Source organism: Alteromonas sp. 4NH20-0056 (assembly GCF_057539655.1).
In genome coordinates, this window is sequence record NZ_BAAJLS010000006.1 from 48,705 (window position 1) to 68,533 (window position 19,829).

General features: G+C 44.0%; 21 protein-coding genes. 10 read left to right on the plus strand and 11 right to left on the minus strand.

Annotated elements, in window-relative coordinates:
- Positions 1-134 precede the first annotated feature (134 nt).
- From AC27EZ_RS12265 to AC27EZ_RS12280, 4 genes are all read left to right on the plus strand, one after another.
- Positions 135-269: a hypothetical protein gene (locus AC27EZ_RS12265; protein WP_421134306.1), complete on the plus strand. Its 135-nt coding sequence runs from the start codon at positions 135-137 to the stop codon at positions 267-269.
- 10 nt (positions 270-279) lie between these two features.
- Positions 280-444: a hypothetical protein gene (locus AC27EZ_RS12270; RefSeq protein ID WP_487135588.1), complete on the plus strand. Its 165-nt coding sequence runs from the start codon at positions 280-282 to the stop codon at positions 442-444.
- A 57-nt stretch (positions 445-501) separates the two neighbouring features.
- Positions 502-690, plus strand: a complete 189-nt coding sequence (locus AC27EZ_RS12275) for a hypothetical protein (RefSeq protein WP_487135589.1) — start codon at positions 502-504, stop codon at positions 688-690.
- Between the two features lie 176 nt (positions 691-866).
- Positions 867-1,115 carry an RNA recognition motif domain-containing protein gene (locus AC27EZ_RS12280; RefSeq protein WP_487135590.1) on the plus strand — a complete coding sequence of 83 codons (249 nt, stop codon included), beginning with the start codon at positions 867-869 and terminating at the stop codon, positions 1,113-1,115.
- 2 nt (positions 1,116-1,117) lie between these two features.
- Here AC27EZ_RS12280 and AC27EZ_RS12285 read toward each other — a convergent pair whose 3' ends face one another.
- Positions 1,118-3,022: a monovalent cation:proton antiporter-2 (CPA2) family protein gene (locus AC27EZ_RS12285; RefSeq protein WP_487135591.1), complete on the minus strand. Its 1,905-nt coding sequence runs from the start codon at positions 3,020-3,022 to the stop codon at positions 1,118-1,120.
- Positions 3,022-3,639: an NAD(P)H-dependent oxidoreductase gene (locus AC27EZ_RS12290; RefSeq protein WP_487135732.1), complete on the minus strand. Its 618-nt coding sequence runs from the start codon at positions 3,637-3,639 to the stop codon at positions 3,022-3,024. Before AC27EZ_RS12290 ends, AC27EZ_RS12285 begins: the two co-directional genes overlap by 1 nt.
- 289 nt (positions 3,640-3,928) lie before the next feature.
- Between AC27EZ_RS12290 and AC27EZ_RS12295 the strand changes: the two genes are divergently transcribed.
- Positions 3,929-5,197, plus strand: a complete 1,269-nt coding sequence (locus AC27EZ_RS12295) for a diguanylate cyclase (protein WP_487135592.1) — start codon at positions 3,929-3,931, stop codon at positions 5,195-5,197.
- 9 nt (positions 5,198-5,206) lie between these two features.
- On the opposite strand, the gene AC27EZ_RS12300 is transcribed toward AC27EZ_RS12295, so the two are convergent.
- The 7 genes from AC27EZ_RS12300 to xdhA form a co-directional block, all read right to left on the minus strand.
- Positions 5,207-6,427, minus strand: coding sequence for a urate hydroxylase PuuD (locus AC27EZ_RS12300; protein WP_487135593.1), 1,221 nt, complete (start codon positions 6,425-6,427; stop codon positions 5,207-5,209).
- Entirely contained in the window at positions 6,414-7,721 is a 1,308-nt protein-coding gene (guaD, locus tag AC27EZ_RS12305; protein ID WP_487135594.1) for a guanine deaminase, read from the minus strand. The genes AC27EZ_RS12300 and guaD overlap by 14 nt, the downstream gene beginning before the upstream one ends.
- A gap of 5 nt (positions 7,722-7,726) precedes the next feature.
- Positions 7,727-8,047, minus strand: coding sequence for a hydroxyisourate hydrolase (gene uraH, locus AC27EZ_RS12310; RefSeq protein ID WP_487135595.1), 321 nt, complete (start codon positions 8,045-8,047; stop codon positions 7,727-7,729).
- An 83-nt stretch (positions 8,048-8,130) separates the two neighbouring features.
- On the minus strand, positions 8,131-8,640 hold the full coding sequence (gene uraD, locus AC27EZ_RS12315; protein ID WP_487135596.1) for a 2-oxo-4-hydroxy-4-carboxy-5-ureidoimidazoline decarboxylase: 510 nt from the start codon (positions 8,638-8,640) through the stop codon (positions 8,131-8,133).
- An 11-nt stretch (positions 8,641-8,651) separates the two neighbouring features.
- Positions 8,652-9,482 (minus strand): xanthine dehydrogenase accessory protein XdhC, encoded by an 831-nt coding sequence (gene xdhC, locus AC27EZ_RS12320; RefSeq protein ID WP_487135597.1) that lies wholly within the window; start codon positions 9,480-9,482, stop codon positions 8,652-8,654.
- A complete protein-coding gene (gene xdhB, locus AC27EZ_RS12325; RefSeq protein ID WP_487135598.1) occupies positions 9,483-11,822 on the minus strand; it encodes a xanthine dehydrogenase molybdopterin binding subunit in 2,340 nt (779 codons plus the stop codon). It abuts the gene before it with no gap.
- Positions 11,815-13,254: a xanthine dehydrogenase small subunit gene (xdhA, locus tag AC27EZ_RS12330; protein WP_487135599.1), complete on the minus strand. Its 1,440-nt coding sequence runs from the start codon at positions 13,252-13,254 to the stop codon at positions 11,815-11,817. The genes xdhB and xdhA overlap by 8 nt, the downstream gene beginning before the upstream one ends.
- A 397-nt stretch (positions 13,255-13,651) precedes the next feature.
- Between xdhA and AC27EZ_RS12335 the strand changes: the two genes are divergently transcribed.
- The 3 genes from AC27EZ_RS12335 to AC27EZ_RS12345 are packed head-to-tail and all read left to right on the plus strand — an operon-like array spanning position 13,652 to position 15,489.
- Positions 13,652-14,305 carry a TetR family transcriptional regulator C-terminal domain-containing protein gene (locus AC27EZ_RS12335; RefSeq protein WP_487135600.1) on the plus strand — a complete coding sequence of 218 codons (654 nt, stop codon included), beginning with the start codon at positions 13,652-13,654 and terminating at the stop codon, positions 14,303-14,305.
- Positions 14,302-15,219, plus strand: coding sequence for an allantoinase PuuE (puuE, locus tag AC27EZ_RS12340; RefSeq protein ID WP_487135601.1), 918 nt, complete (start codon positions 14,302-14,304; stop codon positions 15,217-15,219). Before AC27EZ_RS12335 ends, puuE begins: the two co-directional genes overlap by 4 nt.
- 12 nt (positions 15,220-15,231) lie before the next feature.
- The gene (locus AC27EZ_RS12345) at positions 15,232-15,489 is read left to right on the plus strand and encodes a DUF3862 domain-containing protein (protein WP_487135602.1); all 258 of its coding nucleotides are present in this window, start codon (positions 15,232-15,234) and stop codon (positions 15,487-15,489) included.
- 91 nt (positions 15,490-15,580) lie between these two features.
- Here AC27EZ_RS12345 and AC27EZ_RS12350 read toward each other — a convergent pair whose 3' ends face one another.
- Positions 15,581-16,912: an NCS2 family permease gene (locus tag AC27EZ_RS12350; protein WP_487135603.1), complete on the minus strand. Its 1,332-nt coding sequence runs from the start codon at positions 16,910-16,912 to the stop codon at positions 15,581-15,583.
- Between the two features lie 285 nt (positions 16,913-17,197).
- On the opposite strand from AC27EZ_RS12350, the gene AC27EZ_RS12355 reads away from it, so the two are divergent.
- Positions 17,198-18,205 (plus strand): adenosine deaminase, encoded by a 1,008-nt coding sequence (locus AC27EZ_RS12355; protein ID WP_487135604.1) that lies wholly within the window; start codon positions 17,198-17,200, stop codon positions 18,203-18,205.
- Between the two features lie 6 nt (positions 18,206-18,211).
- Here AC27EZ_RS12355 and AC27EZ_RS12360 read toward each other — a convergent pair whose 3' ends face one another.
- Positions 18,212-18,565 carry an Hpt domain-containing protein gene (locus AC27EZ_RS12360; protein ID WP_487135605.1) on the minus strand — a complete coding sequence of 118 codons (354 nt, stop codon included), beginning with the start codon at positions 18,563-18,565 and terminating at the stop codon, positions 18,212-18,214.
- A gap of 242 nt (positions 18,566-18,807) precedes the next feature.
- Here AC27EZ_RS12360 and AC27EZ_RS12365 point away from each other — a divergent pair, with 242 nt between their 5' ends.
- Positions 18,808-19,725, plus strand: a complete 918-nt coding sequence (locus tag AC27EZ_RS12365) for a diguanylate cyclase (protein ID WP_487135606.1) — start codon at positions 18,808-18,810, stop codon at positions 19,723-19,725.
- Positions 19,726-19,829 lie beyond the last annotated feature (104 nt).

Genomic DNA, 19,829 nt, shown 5'->3' on the forward strand with positions numbered 1-19,829 from the left:
GGTGCGCTGCATTATCATTGCCGCATCATATTTTGAAGTATTTAGGTCTTTAGTTCAGATGTATTATTCCCATACCTAGAGTAGCTTTAATGGTGAGGCATGAAGCCTCTAAAACAACACAAGGAATGCAAACTATGACGCAACATGAACTAACTTTCCACGAGACCGAAATGGTAGCGGGTGGCATGTGGGGGCACATCGCAACTGCAATCGCTATTGCCGATGCTGCCTATGAATTTTATCAAGGTTATTCTGATAACAGACGCTAAGGAGTGGCAAATGAAAGTAATCAATGTAAAACCCGTAGAGCTGAGTTGTGAAGAACTATCTTCAGTTAGCGGCGCCGGTTTTTTTTACGAGTTAGGGGCGCTTTTCGCGCAGCAGGCAAATATCAGCGATTCAATTAGACGCCAATATGGCAACACCAATAAGAATCACTGGTAACTTTACCGTTGCTGCCTAGTAACCTAGGCAGCATCTATCAGAACATAAGGGGCATATATGAATTGGATCACGCTACCTAGGTTACTCCAATGTGCAGCAGCATTGTTTTTTATCGATGCGCTATGGTCTACTTTTATCCAACACGACGAGCACTTGTTTCTAAATCAGTTTCAAGTTGCGCTACTTTTTTTAATTTTTGCACAGTTAATTAAGCAAAAAGGTGATGCGAGCAACCATAACCGATAAGCCGATTACACGGTTGCGCCGATGTTATGAGGGAAGACTACCGACAATTGCTATTTTGTAAGGTGGAACTCATGTACAATATGCGCGATTCAAGATAGATGCTATGTTTAAACAATGTTCAAAATGCTTAACCTGTATCTCTTTTCTCATCTTTTAAACTCACACAGGTTGGAACAATGAAAATCCTAATTCGTAATTTAAACAGAGCAACAACTCAAGACGCACTATTAGGCTTATTTGAAGCATTTGGTACCGTACAATCATGTAATGTCGTATTCGACCAAAAAACAGGGCAATCTAAAGGGTTCGCGTTTGTTGAAATGCCCAAAATTGGCGAAGCTAAAGCGGCAATAAAGTCGTTAAACAATCAACTTGTTGATGACACTCGAATTCGCGTTAAAAAAGCAGAGGAAAAAGCCGAGTAAGGCTATTTCTCATCGTGTAGTCTTTCGCTGTGCTCTTTAGGAGGTGGCGTCCAGCCACGCATTTTGGAGTGTTTATCGTGGATGTCTTCTTTTAAGGCACTTTCAATCAGGCGCTCCAATTCTACAAACAGCTTAAGATAGTTATTGTCTATCCGTTCACCGCTCGCATCGTCCACCCACGCGTTATACAGCACATCATTTTGCTTACTCTCAATATTTTTGTACGCCATTTTTTGTCGTTCTGCATGAAAAGGGTGAACCTCAAGTGAGCGCAGCGCCTCCGTGCCCATTTCCAATGCAGAATGATAGGTTTCAGATACCACGAAGTCAGCGCCTAGTTGGCGTAGTCTATAACCGTGTCCTCGATCGTAAGCACGCGCAAGAACGCGGGCATCAGGGTATGCGTGTTTTGCGTACTTGACCATATCGGCGGCGGTATCCCTATCATCAATGGCGATAATAAGTAGGGCAGCATCGTGAATGCCTGCGGTATGTAAAATATCGGGCTTTGATGCATCACCAAAATAGGCCTTGGTACCAATGCGTCGAATTAAATCAATTTGTTCAGAGCGTATATCAAGAACAACAGTGTGTACGTCATTTGCCACTAACAGTCGGTTAACGATTTGGCCAAATCGTCCAATTCCTGCAATAACCACAGTACCTTTCTCGTTAATCTCGTCTTCATCTCTTACTTTGCCGTTACGTTGATAACGGGGCACCACAACCTTATCAAAAATAATAAAAAGCATGGGAGTGAGAAACATAGAAAGCGCGACAACCAACGAGAGAATAGCGATGATATCGTTAGGCAATACATAGTTTTGCGCGGCAAAGCTTAGCAATACAAAACCAAATTCCCCTGCTTGCGCCAAACTCAACGTAAGCAGCCATTTGTTACTTTGGCGCAGCTTAAACAGAACTCCAATGATATAGAGAACGATGGCCTTTACCAGCATCACCGCAGCAGAGAGCATGAGGATCAGCGACACATTTGACGTTAGCACATCTACGTCTATACCTGCACCAACGGTGATGAAGAACAGGCCTAATAGCAAACCTTTGAAAGGTTCAATGTTTGCCTCAAGTTCATGTCTAAATTCACTATTAGCAAGGACAACACCGGCAAGGAAGGCGCCAAGCGCTGGGGATAACCCGACCAGCCCCATCAGTGCCGCAATACCGATGACGAGCATAAGTGCTGTTGCGGTAAATATTTCTCTTAACCGAGAGGAGGCGACAAACTTAAAAAGCGGCCTGCTTAGGTAGTGTCCGCCAACGGTGACAAAGGCTACTGATGCAATAATAACCAGTCCGTAGGCCCACGGCGCGAGGCCTTTCACTAGGCTAACTGACTCATGATGTTCATTGTCTGCGGCGTTTGCTGCCAATTCTGGAAGTGCCAAAAGAGGGATGAATGCCAAAATAGGAATAACAGCGATATCTTGGAATAACAATACAGAAAAGGCACTTTTTCCGCCTTCTGTTTGCTGCAATCCCTTTTCTTGGAAAGTCTGTAAAACGATAGCGGTAGATGATAAAGCAAAAATTAACCCGATAGTTAATGCGATGCTAAATGGCTGCGAAAAATACAGCGCGACGCTGGTGATTACTCCTGTTGTTAAGCCTAGTTGAAGCCCTCCAAGCCCCATTAACTTAGACTTCATTGCCCATAAACTTTTAGGTTCTAACTCAAGGCCAACCAAAAACAGCATCATTACTACGCCGAATTCGGCAAAGTGTTGAATGGTAGTGGTTTCATCGCCCACTAAACCCATTACAGGGCCAATGACAACACCTGCAATTAAGTAGCCTAACACCGAGCCTAGCCCTAAACGTTTTGCAATAGGCACAGCGATAACCGCAGCAACGAGATATATAAAAGCTTGAAGCAAATAGCCGGTCATTAATTGTTACCTTCTTCATTACATAAGTCGGCCAAGTTCTCTAGCCGTGTTGCTTTGCTCATATTCAATGTGTCGTTAACCAACATGTTTAGTAATCGTTGCCATTTCTGCCGATGTGTTTCTATTCGCTGTTCTTCTTGCGCCGTTCTTGAGCCAAACAATGCGAATGGCGCGATATAGGCCATTTGAGTAATGCTCGCCATTTGTTCTAGCGGTTGTAATAACTGCCGAATGGTAAAATGATTAAATCCATCAGATTGGTACGCCTCTTCTTTCCCTCCGGCAGTAATAGCGCACAGAAATTTTTTACCTTGAAGTGCAGAGCCCCCTTGTCCATAGGCAAAACCATATTCAAGCACCAAGTCTTGCCACTCCTTTAAAATCGACGGTGTTGAATACCAAAAAAGCGGAAAAAGGAAAATAATCGTGTCGTGTTCTCGCAGACGTTGCTGTTCTTTTGCGATATCGATATTGAAGTCAGGATAATCGTGGTAAAGATCGATTGCGGTGACGGAATGTGTCGCTAGGGCATCACGAAAAAGGTGCAGGTTCACTTCAGAGGATGCTTGCGCCGGATGAGCAAACAAAACGAGTACTTTTTGAGGTGGTTGCTTCATATGGGAAACCGCTTCCTTTTCGTTTTTATCATGGTGTTTCTTTGATTCTGAAGTCACTTCAACCCCTGTTATATTTGCTTTTTTTTATCGCACAATTCAGTTGCTTTTGCAGATAGTGTGATACTGGATAGAGTCAACAAACCTAAGCTCAACAGTATGTTGCATTTAGAAAATAGTGCAAAAAATTTTCAGTTTTTATTTTATAAGCTAATATTTTTATTGGGATATTAGTTTACTCGCTTTTTCATACTGAAAAATGGATTTTATCGCTAATTAGGAGAATGACGGAGTGTTCGAAAAAACGTTTGAGTTTTGCGCAGTAGGGATGGCTCATGTCGGTTTAGATGGGCGGTTTATACGCGTCAATAAAAAACTGAGCGAGTTTCTAGGCTATGAGAAAAAAGTATTAATTAAAAAGACATTTCAAGAAATTACGGTCGACACGCATTTAGACCAAGATTTAGCCCTTTTAGATAATCTTATCGAGGGAAAAATAGAAAACTACGTAATAGAAAAACAATATATTCATGCAGATGGCCATAACGTATGGGGAAAGTTAACGGTATCGGCTGTTCGCGATTCGACCGGCAAGCCAGAGTTATTTGTTTCTGTCATTGAAGATATAGACGATAGAAAACGTTTGGAGGCTGAATTATTTCAAGCAGAAGCGTTATTTTCAAAAATAGTGAGTGCATTTTCAGAGCGAACGTTTATTTGGGTGTCTACGCCTAATTTATCCAAGTTGCATTATGTAAACGGTGGGTATAAGAGTATTTTTGGTCGAAGCGATTATGAACTCTACAGCAACCCTTGCGCGTTTTTGGCCTATGTACATGAAGAAGACAAGCATTATGTAGAAGATGCCTATTTCCGCCGCCCCCTATCAAATTGGGATCTCGAATACCGCGTGATTGATAGCGTAGGTAACACAAAGTACCTTCATGATAGAGGTTCAGTGCTATTCGACCCAGAAAATAAACAAGTATTGCTCCTAGGGACGTCTGACGATGTCACTCACGAAAAACAACAGCAATATGCACTCCTTGAGGCGGTTCGCAAGCTTGAACTCCTCTCTAAAACGGACGGTTTAACGAACTTAATAAACAGGCGTGAGCTTTTTGAACAATTAAGTGAAGAAATTCACAGAATGCAGCGAACAAAATCCCCGTCTACGCTTGTTTACTTTGACCTCGATAACTTTAAACAAATAAACGATAAATACGGGCATCAGGTTGGCGATAAGGCATTAAAAGTGTTCGCTGATATAACAACCAGCGCCTTACGAGAAACTGATATTTTGGGAAGGGTAGGGGGCGATGAGTTTATACTGTTATTGTTTGACACCGGCTTCGACGATGCAACGATATTTTTGAATCGGCTCGCTGAAACGCCTTACCATATTCCAGTAGATAAAGAAGAAACGATTACGTTATCAATGAGTATTGGTAAGGCAACATGGGATGAGAGTATAACCACCGTACAGCAGTGGATAGAGTTGGCCGACAGTGCTATGTATACTGAAAAACGGCAGCGCCATGAAGGCGCTACCACAACTTAACATTCGCTCTTATGGAGAAGTGGTTTGTTTAAACCATAACGCCATTAGTTCACGCTCTTCGTCTGTCATGTTGGTTTTGTTCATAAACGGCATGTCTCTTGTGATGGTCGTTCGTCTTACAATTTGCGATTTGTATCGTTCAATATCACTCCAACTGTCTAGTACAACGCCCATTGGGGCAATGGCAAAGATAGCGTCGGTTGGCGTGCGAGAGTGACAACTCACGCAGTGGGTGTTGACTAACGATGAAATAACGTCGTTAGTGACCGGTGTTGCTGCTATCTCGGTGACGTCGGTATGTTCCTCGTTTTGCTGCACTGTGTCAGAAGCTGAAGGCCATGATACCCACAGGGCGATGGCCAGCATTGCAATGGCACCGGAGACCAGAATGCTCGGTTTTACCTGACCTACATTACGAAGATTAAAAAAGTGCCTTATCCACGCCGCTACCGCCATAATTGCTATCAGCACGAGCCAGTTCGCGTCGTGTTGATACGTCATAGGGTAATGATTGGAAATCATGATAAAGAGTAATGGCAACGTAAAATAGTTATTGTGAACTGAGCGCAATTTCGCGCTTGCCCCCCATCGTGGGTCGATGCTCTTATTTTCCGCTACAGCCGCCACCATCTTTCGCTGATTAGGCATAATATTGAAAAATACATTGCCCGCCATAATGGTACCAATAAGCGCTCCTACATGAATGAATGCCCCACGGCCGCTAAACCATTGAGTGGAAAAGTACGTTACTGAACAGATAAGCGCGATCAAACAAAGCCCAAATACCATAGGCGAGTTCGCAAGAGGGCTTCGACAACCGATTTCATAAATAGCTAAGCCGCCAAAAATAAGCGCCAATCCAAGCGATACTGCAAGGTTAGGGGAAATATCGTTAACGCTTGGATCGATAAGGTACGCTGACGCGCCAAAGTAATATACTAAAATAAGAAGGGCAAAGCCCGACAGCCATGTTGTATATGCTTCCCATTTGAACCAATGAAGCGTCTCAGGCATTTTTTCCGGCCCGTAAGCGTATTTGGCCACTTCATAAAACCCGCCGCCGTGAATGGCCCATAAGTCGCCCTTAATGCCTTTATCCTGTTTCCATTTTGGCGGTGTTCGAAGGCTGTTATCTAACCAAATAAAATAAAACGAAGCCCCAATCCACGCAACTCCCGCGATGACATGAAACCAACGGGTAAATAAACTAATCCAATCAAACCATGGCATGTTGATTCTCCTTTTTATTGTAACAACATTGACCGCTTACCCATGTTTCTTCAATTGCGCGGTCATCGCCTAAAATACTCAGGGCAAAGAAGACATCGGAAAAGTCTTCAGTGTCTGCAATTCGTAGTGCAGTGAGTTCGTCGTAGTGGGGCTGAATAATAACGAAATCGGCTATTGTACCCGCATTTAAATTTCCTATCTCGTGATCTAATTGATGCGCAACAGCGCTACCCTGCGTCATAAGATAAAACCCTTCTAACGGGCAAATAGGCGCATTGCGTAACTGACTTACTTTATAGGCATCAGCGTAGGTTTTAAGCATGCTAAAGCTTGTACCTGCACCCACATCGGTCGCTAGTGCCACGTGAACATCGTGGGCTTTTGCTGTCTGCATATCAAACAAGCCGCTGCCGAGAAAAAGATTAGAGGTTGGGCAAAACGCAATACTTGCGCCAGACTCACCTAACCGAGCCCACTCGCTAGCTGCTAAGTGAATACCATGTCCAAATACTGCACGTTCGCGCACCAAGTTATATTTGTCATACACATCTAAATAGCCATTACAATGAGGGAATAGGGTATTTACCCACGCAATTTCGTCTTTATTTTCAGAGAGATGAGTTTGAATGAATACGTCATCGTACTGTGTGGCCAATTCACCAAGCGCTGCCAGTTGAGCCTCAGTGCTAGTGGGGGCAAACCGGGGGGTTAGAGCGTATCGGTTACGCCCTTTGTTATGCCACTTCTCAATCAGTTGTGCGCTTTCTTTTTGGGCGATATCAGCGGTATCTTGAAGTGCAGCTGGGCAATGCCTGTCCATACACACTTTACCAGCAACAATGGCCATATCAATGTTATTGGCGGCTTCAAACAGGGCATTGCAGCTTGATGCATGCACCGTTGAGAACACGAAGCCCGTCGTTGTGCCGTTTTTTAATAGTTGATTCAAAAAAATCTGCGCTATTTTTTGTGCGTGGACTTCGTCTGAAAACTGCATTTCCGTTGGAAACGTGTAATTTTCCAGCCAACTAAGTAACTGCTCACCGTAGTTCGCAATACTTTGAGTTTGAGGATAGTGCAGGTGGCTATCAATAAACCCTGGAACAAGCCACTTACCTGAATGATCAATCACTTCAGCGTGAGGATATTGTTGGTTAAGCGAAATAAAATCACCGACTGCAACAATGTGATTCCCATCAATAAGCAAACCGCCATCACACACTATGTGAATATCGCGATTTACGTCAGCAGTTGCCTTAGGAAAATGCGCAATATTTGCGCGAAATAATTGCATTATTACTAACTGCCTCTGTAGCTACTGAAACCGAACGGTGAAATCAGCAAAGGAACATGATAGTGCCCCCCAGTGCTTTCAAGTTCAAACGCAATATCGATATGTGGATAAAAGCTTTTGCCATGCGTCGATACAAGGTAGTCATAACAATGAAAGCGCAGAGTATATACACCTGCGTCAAATGTTGTCTTCCAATCGTTGAATCGTCCATCGGCATTCGTGGTACCAGTCAGCGTTTCTCCGCTTGGTAAAGTAAGCGAAAGGGCAATACCTTCAACAGGTTTTCCTGATGTGGTATCGAGTACATGACTTGATAGTGTATTCATATAATACGTCCTAAAATATCTGTGCGTGGGTAGGTGTCTTGCAATCCATGATGGTATTCTTGGTCATATTAATTACGCTGACCTTACTCGACATTTATCGCTTTGTTTATTCTCAGTAATGTTATTTTCAATTGCTCTTGAGCCGCTAATTGAATTTCTTTATCGGTGGTGTGAGGCAAGCGTTCATTTAGGGCATCCAGCATTGCATCAGCTGACAGGCCAGTAGCGCAAATAATAAATATAAACCCATGTTTGTCCAAGTAAGCTTGGTTTGCATTTTTAAGCGCCAATAGTGTCGCTTCTGATGCCTGTGAGGTACCGGCTTGCTCTCCAGCTGCTATCGACTTGGTATTAGCAAACTTCTTACGCAGTGAATCTACATCGCCAATCATGGGGTGGGCAGTAAACGCCTCTAGAATGTCGGCTTTATCGCATGTTGACCATGCGAATACGGCGTGCGTTTCTATATGCTGAATATCGCGGTAAGGCCTTGCTGATACCATACTCTCAACCCAGTGCGTAGCTGCACAACATTGTTCAAACCATGCGGCGGCTTCACTGGAAGGAAGCATGTTTAACGTTTCAATTTTCATAAAAGTATGGCTCACACTTGCTTAGCGGTCGAATTCACCGCGGGTGTTTCATTTAATTCGGTTTCTGAATGGTTGTGAATACGCGCAATAATTTGTGCAGCAATGGATACAGCAACTTCAATCGGACGCTTTCCTGGAATATGCTTCATTCCAATCGGCGTTACCAAACGCTTAAGCGCGTTATCGTCAAAACCTCTGTGTTGTAATTTAGTAATAAATCGCTTGGCCTTTGTTTCAGAGCCTATCAGACCGACAAAAGGTAACGATGGGTATTTCAGGGCTTGTTCGACAATCCGATAGTCAAGTTGATGATCATGAGTAAGAATAATAATCCAGCTATTATCTTGTAGCTGCCGAACTTCTGTTTCTGGGGCGTCTTCGATAATAGAAACGACATTCCCGGGCATAGCGTCTGGAAACAAGGACGCTCTGCTATCAATCCACGAAATATGTACCGGTAATTGAGATAAAATAGGCACCAACGCTTTGGCAACGTGGCCTGCACCAAATATCGCAATATGCTGTTGATGGATATTGCACACATCGAATAGCACTTTCACTGCACCGCCACAACACTGGCCTAATTTACTACTTAAAGGGTACGAACATACCTCAGTGCCGGTATGACCTTTCGCCAATAATGTCCTTGCCGTGCTTATGGCATCATACTCTAAATGACCACCACCAATGGTGTCGAAACTAGCAGCATTAGTCACCACCATTTTGCTGCCTGTTTCTCTCGGCGTAGAGCCTGCCGCACTAATAACGGTTACTAATACGTAAGGTTGCGCTGCGTGCTGACACATAGCGACGGCTTCATACCATGTCGTTGGTTGTCTCATTTACTTCGCCTGCATACTTTGCATTGCTAGCACTGCATTTAGCACTCGTTCAGGAGTGGCTGGTGTGTCTAGCTGCGGATCTTGTGAATATCCCGAAATGCTTGATATTGCATCTTTTAGTGCACACCAAACGGATATCGCTAGCATGAAAGGGGGCTCGCCCACCGCCTTTGAATGATAAATGCTATCTTCGGCATTTTTGCGGCCGAATAGGCTAACGTTAAAATGCGGCGGGGTATCGCCAATGGCTGGAATTTTATAGGTTGCCATGTTTTCACTGATAAGCTTACCAGCATTGTTCCACTTAAGATCTTCGGTAGTTAACCACCCCATACCTTGCACAAAGGCACCTTCTATCTGACCGATATCAATAGCGGGGTTTAAACTATCGCCTACATCATGGATGATGTCGACGCTATCAACCGTATACTCGCCAGTAAGCGTGTCTATTGAGACTTCGCTTAGCGAAACACCGTAGGCGAAATAGAAAAATGGCCTACCATCTCCAGTATCTCGGTTATAGTGTAATTTAGGCGTTTTATAAAACCCGCTGGAAGATAACGATACGCGTTCGAAGTAAGCCATTTGAATTACGTCAGAAAACGACGCGCTATGATCATCTAAGGTAACGTAGCCATTTGAAAAGATAACGTCGTCAGAACGGTCGGGCAATGCTACGCTAGCTGCAAAGCATGTTGCTATGCGATTTTTTAGGGTTATACATGCATTTTGTACTGCTTTACCGTTTAAATCCGTTCCACTTGATGCTGCGGTAGGGGAAGTATTTGGCACTTTATCTGTTCGCGTTGCGGTTACCTCAATCATGTCCAACGATACCCCAAATTCATTGGCAACAATTTGCCCGATTTTGGTGTGAAGCCCTTGGCCCATTTCGGTTCCACCGTGATTCACTTGAATACTTCCATCGGTGTAAATATGCACTAAAGCGCCGGCTTGATTAAGGTGCTTCGCGGTAAACGAGATGCCAAATTTTACTGGCGTCAGGGCAAGGCCTTTTTTAATAATAGGGCTTGACCGGTTAAACGCTGAAACCGATTCGCGGCGAGCCCAATAATTACCCTCTTCCTCAAGCTTAGCAATCATTTCAGGCAATAAATTGTGCTCCACTTTCATACCATATGGCGTAGTATCCCCAGTTGCATCACCGTACAAATTGGTTTTTCTCACCGTTAACGGGTCAATGCGAAGCTTACGGGCGATAGCATCAAGCATGGACTCAGCCATAATCATGCCCTGAGGGCCACCGAATCCGCGAAATGCAGTATGAGAAACCATGTTGGTTTGAAGGCGATGTCCAACAATATGGCTCTCACCAAGAAAGTAGCCATTGTCAGCGTGAAACATGGCTCTGTCGACAATCGCATCTGAAAGGTCGGGAGAATGACCACATATTCCATTGATCTCAAGTGTCGTTCCCAAAATTTTGCCTTGCTCATCAAAGCCAAGCTCATAGTGGTTTTCGAAAGGATGTCGCTTTCCGGTAACGTGCATATCTACATTCCGAGGCAGACGCAATTTAACCGCACAGCGGTTTCGTTTCGCTAACAACGCTGCGAGACATGCCCACTGGGCTGCCTGCGTTTCCTTACCGCCAAAACCGCCACCCATGCGTCGCATATCAACGACCACTTTATGCAGTTTTGTGTCTAGCACTTCAGCAACCAGCTTTTGTACTTCGCTAGGATGCTGACTTGATGTGTAGATGTGTATACGATCGTCTTCGTCGGGCACCGCTAGTGATACTTGACCTTCTAGGTACATGTGCTCTTGCCCGCCAATTGACAATGAACCCGATACAACATGAGGCGCATCGGTGATGGCGCGTGTAGCATCGCCCGTACCAAATTCATGCATAGGGCGAACATACTGGTGTTTAGCGTGTGCAGAAGATGCAGTTAACGTAGGGGCTTCATCGCCCACTACCATATTGCCTTTCAACGCCGCTTTTCGTGCCAACGCTACCGATGTAGCAAGCACTGCAAAAACCGGTTGGCCATAAAACTTTATTTCGCCGTCGGCCAATAGCGGGTCGCCTTTAAATACCGGCCCGATATCCTTGTGACCCGGTACATCATCAATCGAAATTACATCGATAACACCGTCGCTTTCTTTTACTGCACGTAAGTCCAACGAGGTAAGCGTGCCTTTTGCACACGTACTTAGGCCGACCGCTGCGTAGCAGGTATCACGTGGAGCAACAATATCATCGACGTAGTTCGCGCTACCTTTTACTTGTCGAATAGCGCTTTCGTGTTTTTGGCTAGTATGAACGACTTTCGAAGCGTGCTGCGTATCAGTACTGTCAATAAGTTTACGCATGTTGAACCACCCGAGTTTCAATAGCATTTTGAGTTTGGTTTTCTAACCAGAAGCGATGCCACAAGTTGGCTAAAACTGTTTTTCTGTATTGTGCTGTAGCTCGTACATCATCGATTGGGTCGAAAGCGTCGAAAAGTATTTGCTTCCCTAAGTTCAAACATTCGCTGCTAGCAAGGGCACGCCCTGTTAATGCTTTTTCTAATGCTTCACACTTAACAGGGGTTGCTGCGACGCCGCCAAAACCGGTCGACATTTCCGTTATAACGCCATCGTTTACGGTGACATTGAAGACAGCACAGACGGCTGAAATATCATCTTCAAGACGCTTCGATATTTTGTAAGCAGCAATACGATGGCTATCACTGACAAACGGTAACTCTAGTGCTGACAACCACTCGTTTTTCGCAAGATCAGTTTGACGATAGCCTTTGAAAAAATCGTTAATTGGAACGGTTCTGCGCTGTTCGCCATTATCAATATGTACAATGGCGTTTAGGGCCAATAAAGCGGGTGGCATGTCGCCAATTGGCGAGGCGTTAGCTACATTACCGCCCAGGGTTGCTTGGTTCCTGATAGGAAGCGACGCAAATCGAGTGATGAGCTCAGCTAACTGAGGAAAATATGATAGTAGTGTCGGCGCAAGGTCGCTAAACGGCAATGCCGCACCAACAATAAGCGAATGTTCGGTTTTGGTGCATACTTTGAGCTCTTGCACCTGCGAAAGACTGATAATTTTATCTGCAGTATGTAATTGTTGAGTAAAGCGTAAGCTTAGATCAGTGCTACCTGCAACCAATGGCGCCGAGGGGTAGTCACATATTGCTTTTGCTAACTGAGTTCGACTAGTCGGGGTCACCAAGTGAGTAGTTCCGCACTCATCCACCTCGGAAAAGGATTTTAATGTGGCCAATGTTTCGGTTTGTCTTTTAACAAACTTATCGCTAGGTGCTTCAGCACATGCTGCCAATGTCGCCTCAATGATAGGTCGGTAGCCAGTGCAACGACAAAGGTTGCCAGATAGCGCATTGAGAACGTCATCTCTATTCGGTTGAGTATTGCTATGGTAAAGCGCAAACATAGACATGATGAAACCTGGCGTACAAAAACCGCATTGCGAGCCGTGATAATCAACTAGGGCTTGCTGAACGGGGTGCAGCGTGTCTTTGTCACTAATGTGCTCTACCGTGATAAGTTGCTTGCCATGTAGGGCGCCCATTAATGTAATGCAACTATTCAATGTACGATAGTGCAAATCTGAAAACGTAGCGTTTGGTTCGGCAACTACGAGGGTACAGGCACCACAGTCTCCAGAGGCACAGCCTTCTTTTGTACCCGATAACTGACGATGTTCACGGATGAACTGCAAAAGTGTAAGGTCAGCCCTCACTTCATCTATTTCAACGGTTTCTTCATCAATAAGAAAACGAATCATACCCGTACCTTTTAGTTATATTCATTTGTATATCCATTAATATAGCGGTATTTTTATCATAAAAGTAGACCACTTGGTCAATTTTTTGCTTATAAAAAAAGCCAATATTAAAAAGGCCATTTATTCGCAGATGAAAAATGTAAGGTACGTAATACACTAAAACCGCTTGAAGTTTGGGTCTGTGCGTCATGTCTTCATGACGGTATTCACGTACGATACACAAGAATAGTACGCAAGAACCGTGCACGTTTTGCCATCATTAATTGATTAAGCCAGAAAGAGTCTCGTTAATGACTTTATTCGTGCGCGTAGCGGCGGTACTATCTGATAATGCAGCTGGCAATGCCATTAATTCACTATCAAAAAAGCATGCGAGCGAGAAAGGAAGAAGCCACACATGATAAAACAGAAATGCATAGAAGCTGGCGTTGGTGCCCAAAATAGGAAAAAAATCCTTCAAGCCGCGGAAAAGTGTTTTGCTCAGTACGGATTTAAAGGTACCGCTGTTCAAAAGATTGCTGATGAAGCGGCACTGCCAAAAACCAATGTGCTTTATTATTTTAAATCTAAACAAGAGCTGTATGTTGCGGTTTTGGAAGAAACCCTATCGTTATGGAACTCGCATTTCGACAAGGCAACAGTTGACGATGATCCCGCAGAAGTACTTGCAGACTATATTGCTGAAAAAATGGAAGTGTCTAGGACGCACCCACTCGCGTCTCGCATATTTGCCATGGAAATAATCAATGGCGCTGAAAATTTAAGCGGCTACTTTGATGAAGAACACGGACTTTGGATGAAAGGTCGTTTGGCCGTTATTGAAGGGTGGAAATCTGTCAATAAGCTTCCTGATGTCGATGGAGAACACTTGTTATACACGATTTGGGCAAGTACTCAGCACTATGCGGATTTTTCAGCTCAGATTACTCGCCTACGTGGCAAGAAAATGGTTAAAGCCGATTATGAGCACGCTACTCGCGAGCTCATTAAGTTGGTGCTTGGTGGGTGTGAGTTAGCCGTGCCCGCACGTTACGCAGGAGATAATGTGTGACTGATCATAATTACCCACGCGATTTGAAAGGGTATGGGGCTACGCCCCCCAATCCTCAGTGGCCAAATGACGCGAAAATTGCCGTTCAATTCGTACTGAACTATGAAGAGGGCGGTGAAAACTCTGTCCTTCATGGAGATGAAACATCGGAAATTTTTCTTTCAGAAATTATTGGAGCGCAAGCGTATACCGATCGTCATATGAGCATGGAATCTATCTATGAGTATGGCAGTCGTGTTGGTTTTTGGCGGTTGCATAAACTGTTTACCGACAATAACGTGCCGGTAACCGTATTCGGCGTTACTATGGCGTTACAGCGACACCCAGACGCAGTGCAGGCGATGTTAACAGCCGGATGGGAAATTGCCTCTCATGCAATGCGTTGGATCCACTACCAAGACATGAGCGAAGCGCAAGAGCGTAAGCAAATTGATGAAGCTATTTTGTTGCACGAACAACTTACAGGGAAAAAGCCTGCTGGTTGGTATACCGGAAGAACAAGCCCGAATACATTGAAGCTTATTGCCGAGAGAGATGATATTTTATATTGCGCGGACAGTTACGCCGACGATTTACCTTATTACGATCACCACTACAGTAAACCTTTATTAATGGTGCCGTATACGCTTGATACTAATGACATGCGCTTTGCTACGCCGCAAGGTTTCAATAGCGGTGAACAGTTTTTCAATTATTTGAAAGATGCCTTTGACGTATTATATGAAGAAGGCAAAGATGCACCTAAAATGTTATCCATCGGACTGCACTGCAGGATCGTTGGCCGTCCTGCTCGATTTGCCGCACTTAAGAAGTTTTTACAGTACGTAAAAAGCCACGATAAGGTGTGGCTTACCACACGTGAGGCGATAGCCCAGCATTGGGTTGAGCATTTTCCCGTTGAAGAACAACAATAATAGGAGACGATGATGAAAGCGAAGTTATTACTAACAATAGTTGCACTTTTTGCATTAGCAGGGTGCAGCAAGTTGACGAAAGAAAATTACGAATTGTTAGAAATAGGCATGTCACAACAAGAGGTTGAGGCGATTATTGGTGGCGCAGATAACTGCGGTAACATGATGGGAACTACCGCTTGTACGTGGGGTGAAGAAGACGATAAACTTATCAAGGTCGTTTTTATGGGCGATAAAGCCGTTACCTTTAGCTATGATGGTTTGAAATAGCCTTTTTTGTTAGTGCAGCCTTCCTTCATGATGTTTGATTAATAAAAATGCCGCTCAACAGAGCGGCGTTTTTACATTTAATATTAACGGGTTATTTAAGGTTTAACGCATAGCGAATAAGAAAAATAAAGGCTAGAGCGTAGGTTAGTTTACTCACTTCTTTATATTGTCCAGTACCAAGTTTTATACCCACGAACGTTATAAACCCAAGAGCAATGCCTTCACTGATGCTGAATGTAAGTGGCATGGCCAATAATGCAACCGTTGCCGTCGCAAGTGCACCTAAGTCATCGAAATCAATCTGGCGAATCGACTCCATCATAAGTATACCTACCATCACTAGCGCTGGTGTGGTAGCCATTAATGGAATAACTTTCATCAATGGTGTTAAAAATAACGCTAATAAAAAGCATACCGAGACGACCACTGCCGTTAATCCAGTCCTACCGCCTTGCGAGACCCCTGTAGCAGACTCTACATAGCTTGTAACCGGAGAGGTTCCGATAACAGCGCCTACCACACTGGCGCTAGCATCTGCAGTCATTGCTGCGCCTATCTTTGGCAGTTTTCCAGAGGGTGTAAGAAGGTTTGCGCGACGCGATACACCAATAAGTGTTCCGATCGTATCAAACATGTTTACAAACATAAGCGCAAAAATAAGGTCCCATGTTTGTGCAAGGTTTTCTATCGGGTATAAGAAGTCCATGGCAAAAAATGTAGACGAAATGGGTTCTGGCATTCCGATAATGGCTTCGGGGACCGGGGTTAACATGCCTGACTCTGTTGGGATAAATGCGCCAATCACCGTTAGTAAAATGATGGATAATAAAATACCGCCGGTTACTCGTTTAACCATCATAACAACAGTAAAGATAATGCCTGCAAAGGCCAGCATAACGGCCGGATCTGACAAGTCGCCTAACATGACAAACGTGGCTGGGTTGTCGGCAATAAGCCCTGCATTTTTCAATCCAATAAACGCGATAAATAAGCCTATACCACACTGAACACCTATTTTTAGCGCGGGGGGAATAGCCTCTGCTATTTTTGTTCTTACCCCAGTAAGCGATAAAATCAAAAATAAAATCCCATTCCAAAATACAATGCCTAACGCTGCCTCCCAAGGGATTTCTCGCGACATACAAATGGTAAAAGCGAAAAAGGCATTAAGCCCCATGCCCGGCGCTAATGCTATCGGGTAATTGGTCATCAGCGCCATTAACAATGTACCAATACATGCCGCAAGCGCCGTCACGGTGATAAGGCCTTCTATTGGCATGCCACTTAGCCCTAAGATACTAGGATTTACGACTAAAATGTATGACATGGCTGCAAACGTAGTTAACCCTGCAACTATTTCTTTTTTGACTGTCGTGCCGTGAGCATGCAGTTTGAAGAGGTGTTCTATAATTGAAGTAGACATCAATAGTTCTCTATTTTGTTGAGTCGTTTATTATTCTTCTTGGTGAGAAGCAATAAGCTGACCACATAGTCAACTTATTGGTGCGTTTTGTGCTACCTTACCTGTAGCCAGACGACAATAAGTCAGCAATGCGAATTAAAAAGGCGGATAAGAGCCGGTATTCGCATAAAAACGATGGAGCGAGAGAACTCCACTTCCACTACATAATTCAACCATAGAAGTTGATTTTGTGCACCATAATGATTCAATTGCATTATGGTGGGGCGAAATCAGAAGTGAGGGGCCATGACGTTATCAACCTATATTCAAAAACTGCCAAAGGCTGAGCTGCATCTTCACATTGAAGGCAGTTTAACGCCCGAGCTTATGTGGCACCTGGCAAGAAAGCATAATATCACACTCGCATACAATAGCGTGGACGAGATCTCAGCTGCCTACAATTTTTCCGACTTACAAAGCTTTTTAGACATTTATTATGCAGGGGCAAGTGTATTAAACGATGAAGATGATTTCTATGCCCTCATGTGGGATTACTTAAAGCGATGTAATGAAGATAATATCGTTCACACTGAGATTATGTTCGACCCGCAAACCCATACACAGCGAGGAGTAGGGTTTGATGTTTTCATGCCAGGCTTTTTGCGCGCCATGCGGGATGCTAAAAAAGCGTATGGCACGTCAAGCTTACTTATTATGTCTTTTTTACGCCATTTGTCTGAAGACGACGCTTTTCAGACACTAGCAGAGGCTGAGCCATACTATAGCGACATTGCAGCGGTTGGGCTTGACAGTTCTGAGCTTGGACACCCTCCATCAAAGTTCGAACGCGTATTTAAGAAAGCGAAAGCGTTAGGTTTTAAAATCGTTGCCCACGCGGGAGAAGAGGGGCCGGCAGAATATATTTGGGAGGCTATCCGCCTGCTCGATGTTGACCGTATCGATCATGGCGTGAGATGCCAAGAAGATGAAAAACTGATGCGCTATCTTGAAACGCACCAAATTCCGTTAACGGTGTGCCCATTGAGTAACCTTAAGCTTTGTGTAGTTGATGATCTTCGTCAGCATAATATTCTGTCGTTGCTTGAGAGTGGATTGTTAGTGACCGTTAATTCAGACGACCCTACATACTTTGGTGGTTTTCTAAATGACAATTTTAACGCACTCGCAAAAGCGCTTCCGATTACGCCGATGCAACTTAAACAGCTGGTATTAAACAGCTTTGCTGCAAGCTTTCTAGAAGAAGATGAAAAGCAGTATTTCTACTCACAAGTGGAAGCGATAGAAATGGCGTGATGCTGTTTACGCTTTCATCGCGGTGACGGTGTCGTTAACGGTCGACATGAACGATTGAAACTCACTGTCAATGTTATCGATATTGCCACTGCGACCGAGTTCCTCAAGATGCGACGCTTCGTGATGTAATGCCTCAGCCCCCACATCGCCTGAAGTACCTTTTATAGCATGACTAACAAAACGAATCCTGTCGGCATCTTTTGCACTAACAGCTTCTTGCAACGACTCAACTTTGCTGTTTATCTGCTCTAGAAACATGACGACTATTTTTTCAAGCAGCGATTCATTATTGCCGAGGCGAGCAAGTGCAGCGTCTCGATTCCACAAGGTTAATTGTGATGTTTTTGCTACGTGTTCCATGTCAATCCATCAGTTTTCTGTTGTTTAGAGGGTACAAGCTAGACCACTTATGTCGAAAGCTTGCGCATGTGTACTAATACGCTATTGAGAGCAGAAAGTTTAATATACAGGTCCTGACGATACTAGCGTAAGTAAAAAAATACGAATACCACTATGAAATATATATGAAAATTTCGAGCGTGTGATACGGTAACATGTCTAGGAGATTCAGAGTTAAGCGTATCGCATGGTATACTTTTATAATGTTTTTTGATTTAAAACCCTTTTCAGACTGCTCGGTACTTATCGTTGACGATGAGCTAATGTCGCGCACCTTGTTGGCGTCTATACTGGAACCGTATTTTGGTTACGAGACAGCCCAAAGTGGTAAAGATGCATTAGAGCGCTGTAACCAATCTCAACCTGACCTCATTTTATTAGATATGAATATGCCAGACATGAATGGTCTGGACTTATGCCGTGCGCTCAAGGCGGACAGTGTCTTGTCATCTATTCCAGTTATATTTGTCACCGCAACCATGGATATTGAGAGTGAAAATGCCTGTTGGTCAGTAGGGGCAAGTGACTATGTTGTTAAACCGGTTACGGCATCCACGTTAGTCCACCGAATCAAAAATCAGCTGCAAAATAAGTTACGTACCGAGCTACTTCAAGAAATGACGTTTAAAGACCAATTAACAGGGCTATTCAATCGATTATACCTCAGTAATGAAATACCAAGACTCATAAAACAGATTGCACGTGAAGAAGCGATGGTATCCGCAGTCATGATTGATATTGATTTTTTTAAGTTTTATAACGACAGATATGGTCATATTCAAGGGGATGTTTGCTTAGAAAATATAGCGTCTACATTAAACGCATCCGCTAAAAGACCATTCGATGCTGCGATACGTTTTGGTGGTGAAGAATTCTTGGTTATTTTGCCCTATACCGACAGGAAGGGAGTAGAATCGATTGCCAATGCAATGGTAAAAAACGTCTATGACTTGGCCCTACCTCATGCCGATGGTATTAACGGTCGTGTGACGATAAGCGCAGGTTACGCAACGGGGCCCGCCCGTGAATTCATCGAGCTAGGGGCGATAGAATTGATAGAACGCGCTGATGTTTATTTATTCGAAGCCAAGGAACAAGGTAAAAACAGAGCGAAAGGCTAAGCATTAGTCCAATGTTTCTCTGCCTACGGGGAGGGTAAAAACGCTACTTTTAGCAAATACCTTTGTTGTTCAAAATGGTATTCTTCTTGATAACCTTTTGCTGT